Annotated in this window: 15 protein-coding genes and 1 pseudogene; 10 read left to right on the forward strand and 6 right to left on the reverse strand. The window is 66.1% G+C overall.

The annotated features are described in order from the left end of the window. Positions 1-111: 111 nt before the first annotated feature. Positions 112-1,749 carry an amidohydrolase gene (locus tag U1739_RS00965; RefSeq protein ID WP_332703084.1) on the forward strand — a complete coding sequence of 546 codons (1,638 nt, stop codon included), beginning with the start codon at positions 112-114 and terminating at the stop codon, positions 1,747-1,749. Positions 1,750-1,839: 90 nt separating this feature from the next. Then, positions 1,840-2,165: pseudogene (locus U1739_RS00970) on the forward strand (GIY-YIG nuclease family protein). Positions 2,166-2,361: 196 nt separating this feature from the next. Here the strand turns inward: U1739_RS00970 and ctrA are convergent. Together ctrA and U1739_RS00980 are read right to left on the reverse strand one after the other, a co-directional pair. Next, on the reverse strand, positions 2,362-3,069 hold the full coding sequence (gene ctrA, locus U1739_RS00975) for a response regulator transcription factor CtrA (RefSeq protein WP_332703086.1): 708 nt from the start codon (positions 3,067-3,069) through the stop codon (positions 2,362-2,364). 245 nt (positions 3,070-3,314) lie between these two features. Next, entirely contained in the window at positions 3,315-4,226 is a 912-nt protein-coding gene (locus U1739_RS00980) for a LysR family transcriptional regulator (RefSeq protein ID WP_332703088.1), read from the reverse strand. Between the two features lie 215 nt (positions 4,227-4,441). On the opposite strand from U1739_RS00980, the gene U1739_RS00985 reads away from it, so the two are divergent. Continuing rightward, a complete protein-coding gene (locus U1739_RS00985) occupies positions 4,442-5,158 on the forward strand; it encodes a pirin family protein (protein WP_332703090.1) in 717 nt (238 codons plus the stop codon). A 131-nt stretch (positions 5,159-5,289) separates the two neighbouring features. Next, a complete protein-coding gene (gene wrbA / locus U1739_RS00990; protein WP_332703092.1) occupies positions 5,290-5,892 on the forward strand; it encodes an NAD(P)H:quinone oxidoreductase in 603 nt (200 codons plus the stop codon). A 232-nt stretch (positions 5,893-6,124) separates the two neighbouring features. On the opposite strand, the gene U1739_RS00995 is transcribed toward wrbA, so the two are convergent. After that, positions 6,125-6,907: a M15 family metallopeptidase gene (locus U1739_RS00995; protein ID WP_332703094.1), complete on the reverse strand. Its 783-nt coding sequence runs from the start codon at positions 6,905-6,907 to the stop codon at positions 6,125-6,127. Positions 6,908-6,954: 47 nt separating this feature from the next. Between U1739_RS00995 and U1739_RS01000 the strand changes: the two genes are divergently transcribed. Beyond that, positions 6,955-7,653, forward strand: a complete 699-nt coding sequence (locus U1739_RS01000) for an RluA family pseudouridine synthase (RefSeq protein WP_332703096.1) — start codon at positions 6,955-6,957, stop codon at positions 7,651-7,653. A gap of 147 nt (positions 7,654-7,800) precedes the next feature. Here the strand turns inward: U1739_RS01000 and arfB are convergent, their stop codons facing one another. Then, positions 7,801-8,223, reverse strand: coding sequence for an alternative ribosome rescue aminoacyl-tRNA hydrolase ArfB (gene arfB, locus U1739_RS01005; protein ID WP_332703098.1), 423 nt, complete (start codon positions 8,221-8,223; stop codon positions 7,801-7,803). A gap of 65 nt (positions 8,224-8,288) precedes the next feature. On the opposite strand from arfB, the gene msrC reads away from it, so the two are divergent. From msrC to U1739_RS01020, 3 genes are all read left to right on the forward strand, one after another. Beyond that, a complete protein-coding gene (gene msrC, locus U1739_RS01010; RefSeq protein ID WP_332703100.1) occupies positions 8,289-8,771 on the forward strand; it encodes a free L-methionine (R)-S-oxide reductase MsrC in 483 nt (160 codons plus the stop codon). A gap of 112 nt (positions 8,772-8,883) precedes the next feature. After that, on the forward strand, positions 8,884-10,026 hold the full coding sequence (locus U1739_RS01015) for an RcnB family protein (protein WP_332703102.1): 1,143 nt from the start codon (positions 8,884-8,886) through the stop codon (positions 10,024-10,026). A gap of 108 nt (positions 10,027-10,134) precedes the next feature. Then, complete coding sequence (locus U1739_RS01020; RefSeq protein ID WP_332703104.1) at positions 10,135-11,490, forward strand: cation:proton antiporter; 1,356 nt, start codon at positions 10,135-10,137, stop codon at positions 11,488-11,490. 48 nt (positions 11,491-11,538) lie between these two features. On the opposite strand, the gene U1739_RS01025 is transcribed toward U1739_RS01020, so the two are convergent. Both U1739_RS01025 and U1739_RS01030 read right to left on the reverse strand, forming a co-directional pair. Beyond that, positions 11,539-12,825 carry a M20/M25/M40 family metallo-hydrolase gene (locus U1739_RS01025; protein WP_332703106.1) on the reverse strand — a complete coding sequence of 429 codons (1,287 nt, stop codon included), beginning with the start codon at positions 12,823-12,825 and terminating at the stop codon, positions 11,539-11,541. Further along, positions 12,825-13,280, reverse strand: coding sequence for a universal stress protein (locus tag U1739_RS01030; RefSeq protein WP_332703108.1), 456 nt, complete (start codon positions 13,278-13,280; stop codon positions 12,825-12,827). The genes U1739_RS01025 and U1739_RS01030 overlap by 1 nt, the downstream gene beginning before the upstream one ends. 144 nt (positions 13,281-13,424) lie before the next feature. Here U1739_RS01030 and U1739_RS01035 point away from each other — a divergent pair, with 144 nt between their 5' ends. Together U1739_RS01035 and U1739_RS01040 are read left to right on the forward strand one after the other, a co-directional pair. Beyond that, on the forward strand, positions 13,425-14,714 hold the full coding sequence (locus tag U1739_RS01035; RefSeq protein ID WP_332703109.1) for a pyruvate dehydrogenase complex dihydrolipoamide acetyltransferase: 1,290 nt from the start codon (positions 13,425-13,427) through the stop codon (positions 14,712-14,714). A 1-nt stretch (position 14,715) separates the two neighbouring features. Then, positions 14,716-14,949, forward strand: a complete 234-nt coding sequence (locus U1739_RS01040) for a hypothetical protein (protein ID WP_332703111.1) — start codon at positions 14,716-14,718, stop codon at positions 14,947-14,949. Positions 14,950-14,987: the final 38 nt, after the last annotated feature.

Consider the following 14,987-nt stretch of genomic DNA (forward strand, 5'->3'; position numbering starts at 1 on the left):
CTCCACCGTCATGCCGGGCTTGGTCCGGCATCCAACGCGCTGCGTGCGCCACGCGCGTTGCGTTTGCGGGACGTTGGATCCCGGACCAAGCCCGGGACGACGGGTTTGGTGATGGGGCTGGCCCTGCTGCTCCCAACCCCCGCCCTTGCCGACGCCCTGGTCGATAACGTCAATGGCGTGACGATGGACAAGGACGGCCGGCCGATCCAGTTTACCGGGCTGCTGATGTCGCCGGACGGCAAGGTCACGCGGCTGCTCAAGCGCGGCGACAAACGGCCCGAAAAGCTCGATTGGCGGTCCGACATGAAGGGCAAGACCTTGCTGCCGGGCTTCGTCGACGGGCATGGCCACCTCATGGACCTGGGCTTCCGTGCGCTGGCGCTGGACCTGTCGGATACCAAGACGCTGGCCGAAGCGACGGCCAAGATCGCGGCCTATGCCAAGGCCAATCCGGAGCGCAAATGGATCCTGGGCGGCGGCTGGAACCAGGAAGTGTGGGGGCTGGGCCGGTTCCCGACCGCGGCCGATCTGGATGCGGTGCTCGGTGATCGGCCGGTATGGCTCGCCCGCGCCGACGGGCATGCCGGCTGGGCCAATACGGCGGCGATGAAGGCCGCCGGCGTGACCGCGAGAAGCGTGTCGCCGGCGGGCGGGCGGATCGAGAAGAGCGGCCCAGGCGCCAACGCGGCACCAAGCGGGGTGTTCGTCGATGCCGCGCAGGGGCTGATCGAAAAGGCGCTGCCGCAGCCGCTGCCGATGGACCGCAACAACGCGTTCCTGAAAGCGCAGAGCATCCTGCTGTCATACGGCATCACCGCGACGGCGGACATGGGCACGAGCCTGGACGACTGGCTCGCATACCGCCGGATGGGCGATCTCGGCGCGATGCGCGTGCGCGTGATGAGCTATGCCAGCAGCGTCGATACCGCGGTGCAGATCGCCGGGCGCGGGCCGACGCCGTGGCTGTATGGCGACAAATTGCGGCTCGGCGGGGTGAAATTATACGCCGATGGCGCGCTCGGCTCGCGCGGGGCATGGTTGAAGGCGCCGTATAGCGATGCGCCGAAGGAACGCGGCTTGGGCTTCATGGCCGAGGATGTGATCCGCAATCTGATGAGCCGCGCGTCGCTCGAGGGCTTCCAGGTCGCCGTGCATGCGATCGGCGACAAGGCCAATCTGCAGGCGCTCGACGCGATCGAGGCGATGTCCGACACCTATAAGGGCGATCGGCGCTGGCGCATCGAACATGCCCAGATCGTCGATCCCGCGGATCTGCCCCGCTTCGGCAAATATGGCACGATCGCGTCGATGCAGCCGGTGCACCAGACCAGCGACCGCACGATGGCCGAGGCGAGGTTGGGGCCGGCGCGGTTGGCGGGGGCCTATGCGTGGCGCTCGATGCTGACCAACGGCGCAAAGCTGGCGTTCGGGTCGGATTATCCGGTCGAGAGCCCGGATCCGTTCGCCGGCTGGGCGGCGGCGTTTACGCGCATGGATGCGGCCGGCCAGCCGTTCGGTGGCTGGCGCCCGGAAGAGGCGATCACGCGCGAGCAGGCGTGGTGGGCATTCACGCAGGGCGCGGCCTATGCCGGCTTCGCCGAAGACAAGTTCGGGCGGCTGGCGACGGGGCAGCGCGCGGATTTCATCATCGTCGACCGCGATCCGCTCCTGGCCAGCCCGAGCGATCTGCGCGCGACGAAGGTCCAGGAGACATGGGTCGGGGGAGAGAAGGTGTGGGAGCGAAAGTGACCGCGCTATAAGTTCGAGCCGCAACCCTTGCCGTCATCCTGAACTTGTTTCAGGATCCAGGCGCGGTCACCGGCGGCACGGATTCGGCAGATGGAACGCACTCCAGCGGTCTATATCTTGGCAAGCCAGAAGCGCGGATCGCTGTACATTGGTGTCACGTCGATGCCGATCGGCCGGATGATCCAGCATCGTGACGAACTCATCCTAGGCTTTACCGCGCGATATGGCATCAAGCGGCTCGTGTTGATCGAGTTTTCGGTACGATGGAGGCGGCAATCCTGCGCGAGAAGCAGTTGAAGAACTGGCATCGCGACTGGAAGATCAATCTGATCGAGGCAAGCAATCCGACGTGGCGGGATGTGGCGCTCGATTATGGGTTGGCGCCATTGGCGGTGCCGCAACGGCTTAAAAAATAACGTCATCCTGAACTTGGTTCAGGATCCAGGCGCGGTCACCTGCCTCATTGACACCGTCTTGGGTCTTCTAGCCGCGCCTGGATCCTGAAACGAGTTCAGGATGACAGTTGTTTTTGGGGTTAGAAGGCGACCCGGAAAAACGAAAGGCCGCGGCGCCCCCCGGTGCCGCGGCCTCGCTTCCCCCGGAGCGGAACTATCAGGCGACCGCCGCGATCGGGGTGCCGATTTCATCGGGCTCGCGCAGCACATAGCCGCGGCCCCAGACGGTCTCGATGTAATTCTCGCCATCGCAGGCCAGCGACAGCTTCTTGCGCAGCTTGCAGATGAACACGTCGATGATCTTGAGCTCGGGCTCGTCCATGCCGCCATACAGGTGGTTGAGGAACATTTCCTTGGTCAGCGTGGTGCTCTTGCGCAACGAGAGCAGCTCGAGCATCGCATATTCCTTGCCGGTCAGATGAACGCGGCTGCCATCGACTTCGACCGTCTTGGCGTCGAGATTGACCGCCAGCTTGCCGGTGCGGATGACCGACTGGCTATGGCCCTTCGAGCGGCGCACCACGGCGTGGATGCGCGCGGTGAGTTCTTCGCGGTGGAACGGCTTGGTGACGTAATCATCGGCGCCAAAGCCGAAGCTGCGCACCTTGCTATCCATTTCGTTGACGCCGCTCAGGATAAGTACCGGGGTCTGCACGCGGGCGACGCGGAGCTTCTTGAGCACGTCGTAGCCATGCATGTCGGGCAGGTTGAGATCGAGCAGGATGATATCGTAATCATACAGCTTGCCCAGATCGAGGCCCTCTTCGCCGAGATCGGTTGTGTAGACGTTGAACCCTTCAGTGGTCAGCATCAGGTCGATCGCCTTGGCGGTCGAGGGCTCGTCTTCGATCAACAACACGCGCATCAGGCCGTCCCCTGTCCACTCGCAACGTATCGAAGCTCCCTGTGGCTCGACCGGGTTGCGCATAAACCATTAACCTCATCAGTGATGAAGGTAAAAGGTTAATTTCGGCTTAAGTGGCCTGAATCCACGAGTCGTTCGGGCTGCTAACGAGGTGATCGGTGATTCGCAGGGTGCAGAGGTAAAGGTGGAATGGGGCAAAAGGGTAAACGATGGGGGTTCGTTGCGCTTAAGCAACAATTGTTATCTTAGCCAAAGCCTTCTGCGGTGCACACGCTGCGCATGCGATCGGCGAGGAACGCGATCAGCGTCTCCACGCGCGCTGGCCTGAGGTTGCTGGGGGGCGTTAACAAATGCAGGGCGATCGGAGGGAGCGTCCAATCGGTAAGGATCGCTTCCAGCGTGCCGTTGAGCAGATCCGGGCCGACGATGAAATCGGGCAGGATGCCGATGCCAAGGCCAGCGCGCAGCGCGGGCAGCAGCGCGTCGCCGCTATTGGCACTGAGCGGTCCGGTCGGGCGCACAGCGGCCTCGCCGCCGTCGGGGCCCTGGAAGCGCCACGGGCCGGTGACGTTGGTATAAGCGAAGCAGGGGCGTTCGCCGAGCTGCGCGGGATGGGTCGGACGGCCATGCAGTTGGAGATAGGACGGGGCCGCCACGATATGCGCGGTGACCGGGCCGAGGCGGCGCGAGCGCAGCGACGAATCCGGCAGATCGGCGATGCGCAGCGCGACATCGAAGCCGTCGGCGACGATATCGACCTTGCCGTCGGTCAGGTTGAGATCGATCTCGATGCCCGGATGCAGCGTGAGGAATTCGGCGACCAGCGGGGCGACGTGGAGCAGACCGAGCGTCATCGGCGCGGTCAGGCGGACCAGGCCGGTGGGCGCGGTGGCGGCGTCGCGCGCGGCTTCTTCGGCGGCATTGGCTTCGGCCAGGATGCGCGCGGCGTGCTCGGCCAGCGCCTTGCCGCTTTCAGTCAGCGTCAGGCGGCGGGAGGTGCGGTGGAACAGCGACTGGTTGAGATGCGCTTCGAGCCGCGAGATCGCCTTGGACACGGTCGCCTTGGACACGCCGATCGCGTCGGCCGCGCCACTGAACGAGCGATATTCGACGACTTGCGCGAAGATCGCCCAGGCTTCGAGGTCCGGCAGGCGCATATTCTCTCTTCTCCGTCATCCCGAACGCGTTTCGGGATCCAGGCGCGGTCAGCCGCCCCAATGACAGTGTCGGTGTGATAACCGACCGCGCCTGGATCCTGAAACAAGTTCAGGATGACGGTAGAGCGTGAAACGATCGGTTTCCAGCGTTTCCATTTACGGTGTGATCAAAACTCTTATCTTGGCGGCAACAACTCCTTCTCAAGGACTGCACCATGATCGATACCAAGAGCAAAATCGACAAACGGTCGTTCGACAGCCTGGGCCACGCCAATCACGGCTGGCTCAACGCGCGGCACCATTTTTCCTTCGCTGATTATTACGATCCGGCCCGCATGGGCTGGGGCGCGATCCGCGTGTGGAACGATGACGAGATCGGCCCCAACAGCGGCTTCCCGGCGCATCCGCACAAGGACATGGAGATCATCACCTATGTCCGCAGCGGCGCCATCACGCACCAGGATTCCCTTGGCAACAAAGGCCGCACCGGGGCTGGCGATGTGCAGGTGATGAGCGCCGGCACCGGCGTGCGCCATGCCGAGTATAATCTGGAGAATGAAACCACCACGATCTTCCAGATCTGGATCGAGCCGACCCGCAAGGGCGGTGCGCCGAGCTGGGGCGCCAAACCGTTCCCCAAGGAAGCGCGCGACGGCGAGTTCCAGGTGTTGGCCAGCGGCTTCCCCGAGGATGTGGGTGCCTTGCCGATCCGCACCGATGCGCGGGTGCTTGGCGCTACCGTGGCCGCGGGCGAGCGCCTGACGCATACGGTCGGTACGGGGCGGCATGCCTATTTCGTGCTGGCCAAGGGCGCCGTGGAGATTGACGGCCAGCGCTTCGATGCCCGCGATGGCGCGGCGCTGGAAGGCGGCCAGACCGTGGTGATCATAGCGCTCGACGCCAGCGAAATCGTGCTGGTGGATAGCGAATAGCCGCCACCCGTCACCCCAGCGAAAGCTGGGGTCTTTGTGGGGCGCGCAGTGCCGCTCCCCATTGAGACCCCAGCCTGCGCTGGGGTGACGGCCTTTCCTACCTCTTCCTCAATTCACGAAAGGTACTTCCCATGACCAAAGTCCTCGTTCTCTATTATTCCTCCTACGGCCATCTCGAGCAGATGGCCGACGCCGTGGCCGAGGGCGCGCGCGCCGGTGGCGCCGAAGTGGATATCCGCCGCGTACCGGAAACTGCCCCCGCCGCCGTGGTCGCCGCCGCCGGGTTCAAGACGGATACGTCGCACCCCGAGATCGAAAGCGTCCAGGCATTGGCCGACTACGACGCGATCATCATCGGCGCGCCAACGCGCTTCGGCCGGATGCCAAGCCAGATGGCGTCGTTCCTCGATCAGGCCGGTGGGCTGTGGGCGACCGGCGCACTGAACGGCAAGGTCGGCGGTGCGTTCACCTCCACGGCAAGCCAGCATGGCGGGCAGGAAACCACCTTGTTCTCGATCATCACCAACCTGCTGCATTTCGGCATGACCATCGTCGGGCTGGATTACGGCTTCCAGGGCCAGATGGGTGTCGACGAAGTGCGCGGCGGATCGCCATACGGCGCGACGACGATCGCCGCGGGCGACGGCAGCCGTCAGCCGCATGCCGAGGAGCTGGATGGCGCACGCTATCAGGGCAAGCGCATCGCCGAAGTCGCGGCCAAGCAGGCGGCTTGAACTAAGGGTGGTCGAAATCCTCCCCCGCAAGGGGGAGGTGGCGCCGAAGGCGACGGAGGGGGAGGTCAGCGAAGTCCTCCCCAACTAAGCGCGCCTCTTACCGCCCCCTCCGTCACGCTGCGCGTGCCACCTCCCCCTGGCGGGGGCGGATGAAGCATTGGCCGCGCGGACATAGATACGTTCCAAAACAACGGACGGCCGGTCGGGATCTCCCGATCGGCCGTTTCCGCGTCTACATGCCGGGCAGGCGCGGGAAATAGAGCGGGAAGGCGGGGTTGGGCAGCGTCGGCACGGCGCGCGGCGGCTTGAGGTACAGGCCGGGAATGGCGGGATAATTGGCCGCGGCGCGCGCGAAGATCGCGCGGGCGGCCGCGGCGCCGGGCGCCTTGGCGGAGGTGCCGACCCAGCGCCAGTGCCACGGCTCCCATGAGACGCCCTGCGCATTGCCCGCCGGGAAGGACAGTTCGAAGCCGAACTCGCCGGCATGCGCCATCAGCCAGCGCCCGGCCGGGTGCCAGATGATGCAGGCGTCGACGTCCGGGCAATCGAGCGACGGGCGGATGGCGAAATCGAGCGTATAGCCGGTGGCGTGTTCGCTATAGGCCGGCGGGGCGACGACGCGGGCGCGTTCGGCGGCGCTGGCGAAGCGTTGGCCCGGGCCGATCTGGCCGCAGAACACCTGGCGCTGATACTCGATCGAACGGAAGCAGGAGACGCCGCGCAGCGTGCCGGCGACACCGGGCACGCCGGCGGCGGCCTGCAGCAAGCGGGTGAGATCGACCGCGGCGGCGCGCTGCAAGCGGCATGGCCCGCCGATGCCGAAGCCGGGCGGCGCGACGAGCAGATCGGCCTCAGCGCCCTGGCCGTAGGGCAGGTGGCCGAGCACGCGGCCGTCCGTCCCTGCTTCCGCCGTCTGGGTCGGGCAAAGCTGAACGGGGAGCGCGAGCGCCAGCGCCGGCGCCATGCCAAGCAACCAGCCGCACGCGCCGATGACGAATTTGAGGAAGGGGGTCACGGGGTGTTTCTCTGGCATGCGCGGCCAAGCGGTGGCAAGGGGGCGGCATGCTTGCAAATCATGTTCTCTTTCTCGACGGCGAAGCGCTGGTCATCGACAAACCCGCCGGCCTGCCGGTCGATCGCCCGCGCGATGGATCGATCAGCCTTGAAAACCATCTCGCTGGCCTCACCTTCGGGTTTCGGCGCTGGCCGCATGCCGTGCACCGGCTGGACCGCGATACGTCGGGTTGCCTGCTCTTGTCGCGCAATCCCAAGGCGCATGCGCGCTTGCAGCAGGCGTTCGAACAGGGGCTGGTGACCAAGCGCTATCTCGCCGTGCTCGAGGGGGTGGTCGAAGGCGAGGGCGTGATCGATCTGGCGCTGTCCAAGATCAGCAGCGCGGAAGCGGGCTGGCGGATGAAGGGCGATCCCGCCGGCAAGGCAGCGCGCACCGGCTGGCGCGTGCTCGAAGTCAAGGACGGGCGCTCGTTCGTCGAATTCACCCCGGAAACCGGGCGCACGCACCAGATCCGCGTGCACGCCGCAGAAGCGTTGGGCGCGCCGGTGGTGGGGGATCCGATCTACGGCTCGGGTGGCAAACATAGCTTGCTGCACGCCGCGGCGCTGACCGTGCCGCGCGTGGGCAAGGCGCCGATCGTGGCGGTGGCGCCGCTGCCGGCGCGGTTCGCCGAGGCCGGGTTTGAGTTGCCCGAGGGGGCGGACGTTGCGACGGTGGGCGATACCGCCGTGCGCGAAGCCGAATAGCTGCTTTATCTCTTCTGCGCTTCCCCGGCGAAGGCCGGGGCACAGGAGCGAAGGTTGATGTTACGACGCGCAGCGCCCGCTTACTGCTGTTCCTCGACTGGGCCCCGGCCTGCGCCGGGGAAGCGGTAAGGGTGAGGGGAAGGGTGGCTAGTCCCGCACCTTCCCACGCAAATTCTTCACCGTGCTGCGCTTCACCTTCCCATCCACCCGCCGCGTTTGCGACGCCCGTGTCGGCTTGGTCGGGCGGCGCTTCTTGGGTACGATCGTCGCTTCTTGGATCAGCGCGACAAGGCGTTCGCGCACTTCCTGCCGGTTGAGCAATTGCGATCGCGTGCCTTCGCTGCGCAGCACCAGGACGCCGTCACGCGTCAGCCGCGATCCGGCAAGGATCGCCAGGCGGTTCTTCACTGCCAGCGGCAGATTGGGCGAATTGCCGACATCGAAGCGCAGGATCACCGCGCTGTCGGTGGTGTTGACATGCTGACCGCCGGCGCCGCCCGAGCGGGTGGCGCTTTCCTGCAGCTCGTCGCTGTCGATCGAGATCGAGCGGGTGACGGGGATGGCGACCATGCGTTAGCGATTGCGCAGATTGGCGACTGCCGCAACAGGGACGCCACGGAAAGACGGAGAAACCGATGTACCAGTTCGATATTGCAGCCGGCAGCAAGGCCGACCTGTACCGCGATCTCAGCGCTGCGCTCGACGCGCTGACCGCGGACGAGCCCGATGCCATCGCCAACATGGCCAATGCCGCGGCCTTGCTGTGGGAATATCTGCCCGATCTCAACTGGGCCGGTTTCTACCGCGCGATCGACGGTGAACTCGTGCTCGGCCCGTTTCAGGGCAAGGTGGCGTGCATCCGCATCGCGTTGGGCGCGGGCGTGTGCGGTACGGCGGCCGCCACGGGAACGACGCAGCTGGTCGAGGACGTCCACGCTTTTCCGGGCCATATTGCCTGCGACGCAGCGAGCCGATCCGAACTGGTCGTGCCGATCGTCAGCCAGGGCCGGCTGATCGGCGTGCTCGATCTCGACAGCCCGGAACCGGCGCGGTTCGATGCCGGCGACGCGGCGGGGTGCGAAGCGCTGATGGCATTGCTCGCGCCCAGGCTCGGCTGATCCGATTCGGGACACGCATGATCTGGCGAGAAACGCCCGTAAATGGTAACGATCGCGTTAAGAATTCTAGGCAGCGACCGTGTGGTATGTTGCCAAGGTAGGAGCTTTTACCATGCGGACCCTGACTTTTGCGGCACTTTTGGGGGCGTTGGCCCTGTCGGCCAGCCCACTTGCGGCGCAGCGACTCGGCAACAGTGCGTCGCAATCGAGCTCGGCGCGCAGTTCGTCGTCGATCCAGTCGCGCGGCAACTGGAATGCGCCGCGGCCGGCGCCCGCGGGCAACTGGAACCATCCCCGCCCCACGACCCCGGCCGGCGGGTGGAATAACGGGCCGCGCCCGACGCCGCCCGCAGGCGGCTGGAATAACCAGCCCCGCCCGCCCAAGCCGGGCCATTGGAACAACAATCCGCGCCCCAATCCGGGCGGCTGGAACCATGGGCGCCCGTCGCGCTGGGGCAACAAGATCGGTGGGCATTGGTATGCCGGGCATAACGCACCGGGCGGCTGGGGCGGTTATCATCGCCCGTACCGCGGCTGGACCCTGCCGAGCTATTGGATCGCGCCAAGCTTCTACATCAGCGATTACTCGTCCTATGGCCTCTCCGCGCCGCCCTATGGCTATAACTGGACGCGCTATTACGACGATGCCGTGCTGATGGACCAGCGTGGCCAAGTATGGGATTCGGTCAGCGGACTCGATTGGGATCGCTACGACCAGGGCTATGCCTATGACGACGGTTATTATGGCGACGACCAATATGATGGCGGTGGTCAGGGCTATTCCGAGCAGCGCGACAATGGCGTCGGCGGGGCGATCATCGGCGGCGTGGCTGGTGGCGTTGCGGGGAATCTGATCGCCGGGCGCGGCAACCGCACCGCGGGTACATTGATCGGTGCCGGGGTTGGCGCGGTCGCCGGTTACGCGATCGACAAAGGCGAGGATCGCCGGCGGTACGATGGGCCGGGCTATGGTGCGGGCTATCCCGCGCCACCGGTAGTCTACGGCCAGCCGGGCGAAATCGTGCAGGGCGGCGGCTATGTTCACCAGCAGCAGGGCGGCTATGTCAGCGGCGGCTATTGGTATCCGCCGGTCGTCACCACGACGGTGACGGTGAGCCAGGCGCCGGCGGTGATAACCACGACCACCGATTATATCGAGACGGTGACCTACGCACCGCGCAAGAGCTACACCAAGAAGAAGGTGTGGCGGCCGAAGAGCAAGGTACGGCAGTGCGCCTGTGCGTGCCGCTGCTGAGCCGATCCCGCGCGGCGACGCGCGGGACTTCGCGGCAGCGGATGGTCGGCCTCTGTAATTAAACGTTGCGGCGGTTGAACGACCGGCGTGCCCAGGGGTTCGTTGGGCATGTTCGAAACCTTCACCTGGCCGCCCGAGCCCTATATTCTTGCCTTGACCGGCGCCGGCCTGCTGATCGCCTTGGTCGCGTGGCTGCCACTGGCACTGCGCAAGCTGCCTTTGTCGCTGCCGATCGTGTGCATCGCGATCGGCGCGGCCTTATTCTATTTCCTGCCGCTGCCGATCGTGCCGCTGCCGACGCGCCATCCGGTGTTCGTCGAGCATTTCACTGAATTCGTCGTGCTCGTCGCGCTGATGGGCGCGGGGTTGAAGATCGACCGCGTGTTCGGCTGGCGGCGTTGGGGCGTGACCTGGCGGCTGCTCGGGCCGACCATGCTGCTGACGATCGCGGCCATTACCGTGCTCGGCGTCTATGCGCTGGGCCTGCCGCTGCCGGTGGCGTTGCTGCTCGGCGCCGCGCTGGCGCCGACCGATCCGGTGCTCGCCGCCGACGTGCAGGTCGGGCCGCCCAAGACCGGCGAGGAGGACGAGGTACGCTTCGGCCTGACCTCTGAGGCGGGGCTCAACGACGGCTTGGCCTTTCCCTTCGTACATCTCGCACTGGCGCTGGCGGCCACGGCGGTGACCGGCGAGGCCTGGGCCGGCAAATGGCTGTGGCATAGCGTGGTGTGGGAGATCGCCGTGGCGGTGGCGATCGGCTGGGGCGTGGGCCGGCTGTTCGGCTGGATCACTTTCCATATCCCGGCCGAGAGCAAGCTGGCGCAGACCGGCGACGGGGTGATCGCGATCGCCGCGACGTTCATCGCCTACGGCGTGTGCGAGATCGCGCAATGCTATGGGTTTCTCGGTGTGTTCGTCGCCGCGCTGGCGCTGCGCCACTCGCATCGCAGCCACGATTTCCAGCGCGACATGCACGATTTTACCGAGCAGATCGAACGCCTGGCGATGATGGCCGGCTTATTGTTGTTTGGCGGCGCGCTGGTCAGCGGGCTGCTCGCGCCGCTCGGCTGGATCGACGTGGTGGTGGCCGTGCTGGTGCTGTTCGCGGTGCGGCCGGTGGCGGGGGCTTTGGGCTTTTTGGGCTCGCGCGCCGAACGCAGCGAGAAGCTGACGCTGGCCTTCTTCGGCATTCGCGGCATGGGGTCGTTTTATTATCTCGCCTACGGGCTCAACCATATCGAGGTGGCGAATGCCGACCGCTTATGGGCGTTGTTGGGGCTGGTGGTGCTGCTGTCGATCCTGATGCACGGGCTGACGGTGACGCCGGTGATGCGCCGGCTCGATCGGCTGCATGGGCGTGACCCCGATGCAGATGTGGTTGAGAATGATGGCTCTGTAGAGCCATCGGTGGCGCGTTCCGAAGACGACAGTGTTCCTGCGCATGCAGGAACCCAGGGTCGCTAAGGACGACGCTCGTGGCCCTGGGCTCCTGCTTACGCAGGAGCACAGCGGTTAACGCCGCGCACGTTCGCCAAACGTGACCAAGCTCTCGGCGCCATCCGCCGCCACGGCCGAGACGCCGATCAGATGATCGTCGACCGGCACGTTGCTCAGCACGGCCTGCACGTCCTTGACGTCGCGGCTGCCTGTCCAGTTCTGCGCATCGCTGCGGCGCCAGCGGATGCGATAGCTGGTGGCGCCGGGGATGGCTGCCCATTTCACCGTCGTGTCGCGCGACAGATCGCCGGCGATCGTGACTTTCTCCGGGGCAGCGGGCGCAGCCGCAAGGCGCGCGATCGTGGCGACGTTGATCGCGGTGACCTTGGCCAGATAGGCGAAGTCCATGCGCTCGACCGTGTCGCCATAGGTGACGCCCTGATCGGTGCGCAGATCCTGATGCTGCGCGTCCCAATTCTCCACCGAGGAGGAGAAACGCACCGCGGGGAAACCGAGCTTGAGGAATGGTTCGTGATCGCCGCCGCGGCCGAAGCGGTCGGGCCGGCGATCGACGAACACGTCGATCCCTTGCGGGACGGTGGCGGCGATGCCGTCGATCGCCTTGGCCAGCGCACGGGAGGGGCCGTCATCCTCGCCGCCATTGCCGCGGCGGGCGATCTGCTGCGGCAGGTCTTCGGCGGCGCGGATACCTTCGGAGAACACGCGGACGGTGGCCGCGTCGCGCACGCCGCCCTGGCCCAGGCTGTTGCCGACGATATCGTTGTTGAGCATCGCGCTGACCGTCCAGCCTTTGTCGCGCGCCGTTTCCGCCAGCAATTGTGCGCCAAGCAGGCCCTGTTCCTCACCCGAGAACAAGACGTAGACGATCGTCGCGCGATATTTGTGCTTGGACAGCAAGCGCGCCGCCTCCAGCACCAGTGCCGAGCCGGAGGCATTGTCGTTGGCGCCCGGCGCGTCGCTCTTGGCGTCCATCACGTCGGTGACCCGGCTGTCGATATGCCCGCCGACGATCACCACGCGCTTGGCATCGGTCCCTTGCTGGAAGCCGAGCACATCGACGATATTGGCGCCGTCCGGCGTGCGCGGCGAGACCATCGTACGGGCGATGTTGGAGACGACGATGCAGCCGTTGCAGGTGTCTGAAATGCGCGTCAGTTCGGCGCCCGCCCAGGTTCGCGCCGCGCCGATGCCACGCACCGGATCGGTGGCCGAAGACAATGTGTGGCGCGTGCCGAACGAGACGAGCTTTTCGACATCGGCCTTGAGCCGGGCGGGGGACGGCTTGTCCTGGGCCGCCGCCGGGGCGGCGAGAATAAGCGCGATAAGCGGGACATATTTCATCAGCTGAGCCTGTCGATGGCGTCGCGGTCGAGCGAGCCGGGAATGATCATGAGCGGGACGGGGAGGGCGCCGGCATCGGTGCCGACGAAATGCGCGACAAGCGGGCCGGGCGGGCCCACCGCGGCCGCACCGAGCACCAAAGCGGCGATGTGCGGATTGTCGGCGATCATCTCGCGGATGATTTTGGGCCCGTCGCCTTGCTTGAGCGTGATCGACGGGCGCAGGCCGGATTCCTCAAGCAAGGCGCCGGCCGCGCCGGTAACCAGTGCCTCGGCATGGACCCGCGCTTCCTCCTCGATCGTGGCCTGGACGCCGCCCCAGGGGCCGAATTCCGATGGCGGCAGCAGTGACAGGATCTCGACCCCGCCACCGGTCTTGACCGCGCGCCGCGCGGCAAAGCGGAGCGCGATGCCCGCCTCGGGCGTTTCGTCGACCACGACAAGATAGATACGCATGCACGCTTCCCCTATGGACTGCGCAAGGTGCCCGATAAGCGGGCCGGCGCGCAAGGGGCGGTCTTGACCCGGGCGATGGCGGAGGCGAAGGATCGCGCGCATTCACGGAATCACGTCCTCCCCAGGAACGAGTTAAGGAATCCCATGCCGATCGAGATCAAGATGCCCGCTCTGTCGCCGACGATGGAAGAAGGCACGCTGGCCAAATGGCTGGTCAAGGAAGGCGACACCGTCAAATCCGGCGACCTGATGGCCGAAATCGAAACCGACAAAGCGACGATGGAATTCGAAGCGGTCGACGAAGGCGTGATCGGCAAGATCCTGGTCGCCGAGGGCACCGACAATGTAAAGGTCGGCACGGTCATCGCGACCGTGTTGGCGGATGGCGAGAGCGCGAATGCGGCGCCGGCGGAGAAACCGCAGGCGGCCGCGCCCCAACAAGCACCGAAGGCCGAGGCGCCGAAAGAAGAAGCAAAGACTGAGGCGCCGGCCCAGCCTGCGGCCGACAAGCCCGCTGCTTCTGCGGCGGCAGGCGAGCGTGTGAAGGCCAGCCCGCTGGCGCGCCGGCTTGCGGCCGAAAAGGGTATCGAGCTGTCGGCGCTGACCGGCTCGGGTCCGAACGGCCGTATCGTCAAGGCCGATCTCAACGGCGCCAAGGCCGGCACGCCCGCGGCGCCGACCGCCCCGGCCCCCGCGCCGCAGACCATCGCAGCCGCACCCGCGAAACCGGCCGTCATCCCGGATATCCCGCACGAGGCGACCAAGCTCAGCAACGTGCGCAAGACGATCGCCCGCCGCCTGACCGAGTCCAAGCAGAATGTGCCGCACATCTATCTGACGGTGGATATCCGGCTTGATGCGCTGCTCAAGCTGCGCGCCGAGCTCAACAAGAGCCTCGAGCCGCGCGGCGTGAAGCTGTCGGTCAACGATCTGCTGATCAAGGCGCTGGCGGTCAGCCTGATCCAGGTGCCGACGTGCAACGTGATGTTCACGCCGGACCAGCTGATCAGCTTCACCCGCGCCGATATCTCGGTCGCGGTGAGCGCGCCTTCGGGCCTGATCACGCCGGTGATCACCTCGGCCGATACCAAGTCGCTGTCCACCATCTCGACCGAGATGAAGGATCTCGCCGGCCGCGCGCGCGAACAGAAATTGAAGCCGGAGGAATATACCGGCGGCACCGCCAGCATCAGCAACATGGGCATGTTCGGGATCAAGAATTTCGACGCGGTGATCAATCCGCCCCAGGCGATGATCATGGCCATCGGCGCGGGCGAGAAGCGGCCGTACATCATCGACGATGCGCTCGGCATCGCCACCGTGATGTCGGCGACCGGCAGCTTCGATCACCGCGCGATCGACGGGGCGGACGGCGCCCAGCTGATGCAGGCGTTCAAGGCTTTGGTCGAAAATCCGCTGGGCATGTTGGCCTGACATGCCGTGGCGGACGCTCGTCGAGCTTCTGCACCTGGCAGTCGGCATCCTGGCGACGCTGTTGCTGTCGTCGCTGGCGGCATGGTCGGTGCCCAATGCGCGCGATTCGATTACGATCGTCGCCTGGGCCGCTGCGGGCGTGATCGTGGTGATGACGATCCGACCGCTGCGGCGCGCCTGGGCGCGGGATCGCGGGCGGGCGCCGATCAGCGGCGAGAGCTTGCCCGGTGAGTGACGCAGCACCTGACACCGCGCCCGCCATCCGCGCCACCG

It is taken from the genome of Parasphingomonas puruogangriensis (assembly GCF_036663635.1).
In the GTDB taxonomy this organism is placed as follows: Bacteria; Pseudomonadota; Alphaproteobacteria; order Sphingomonadales; family Sphingomonadaceae; genus Sphingomonas.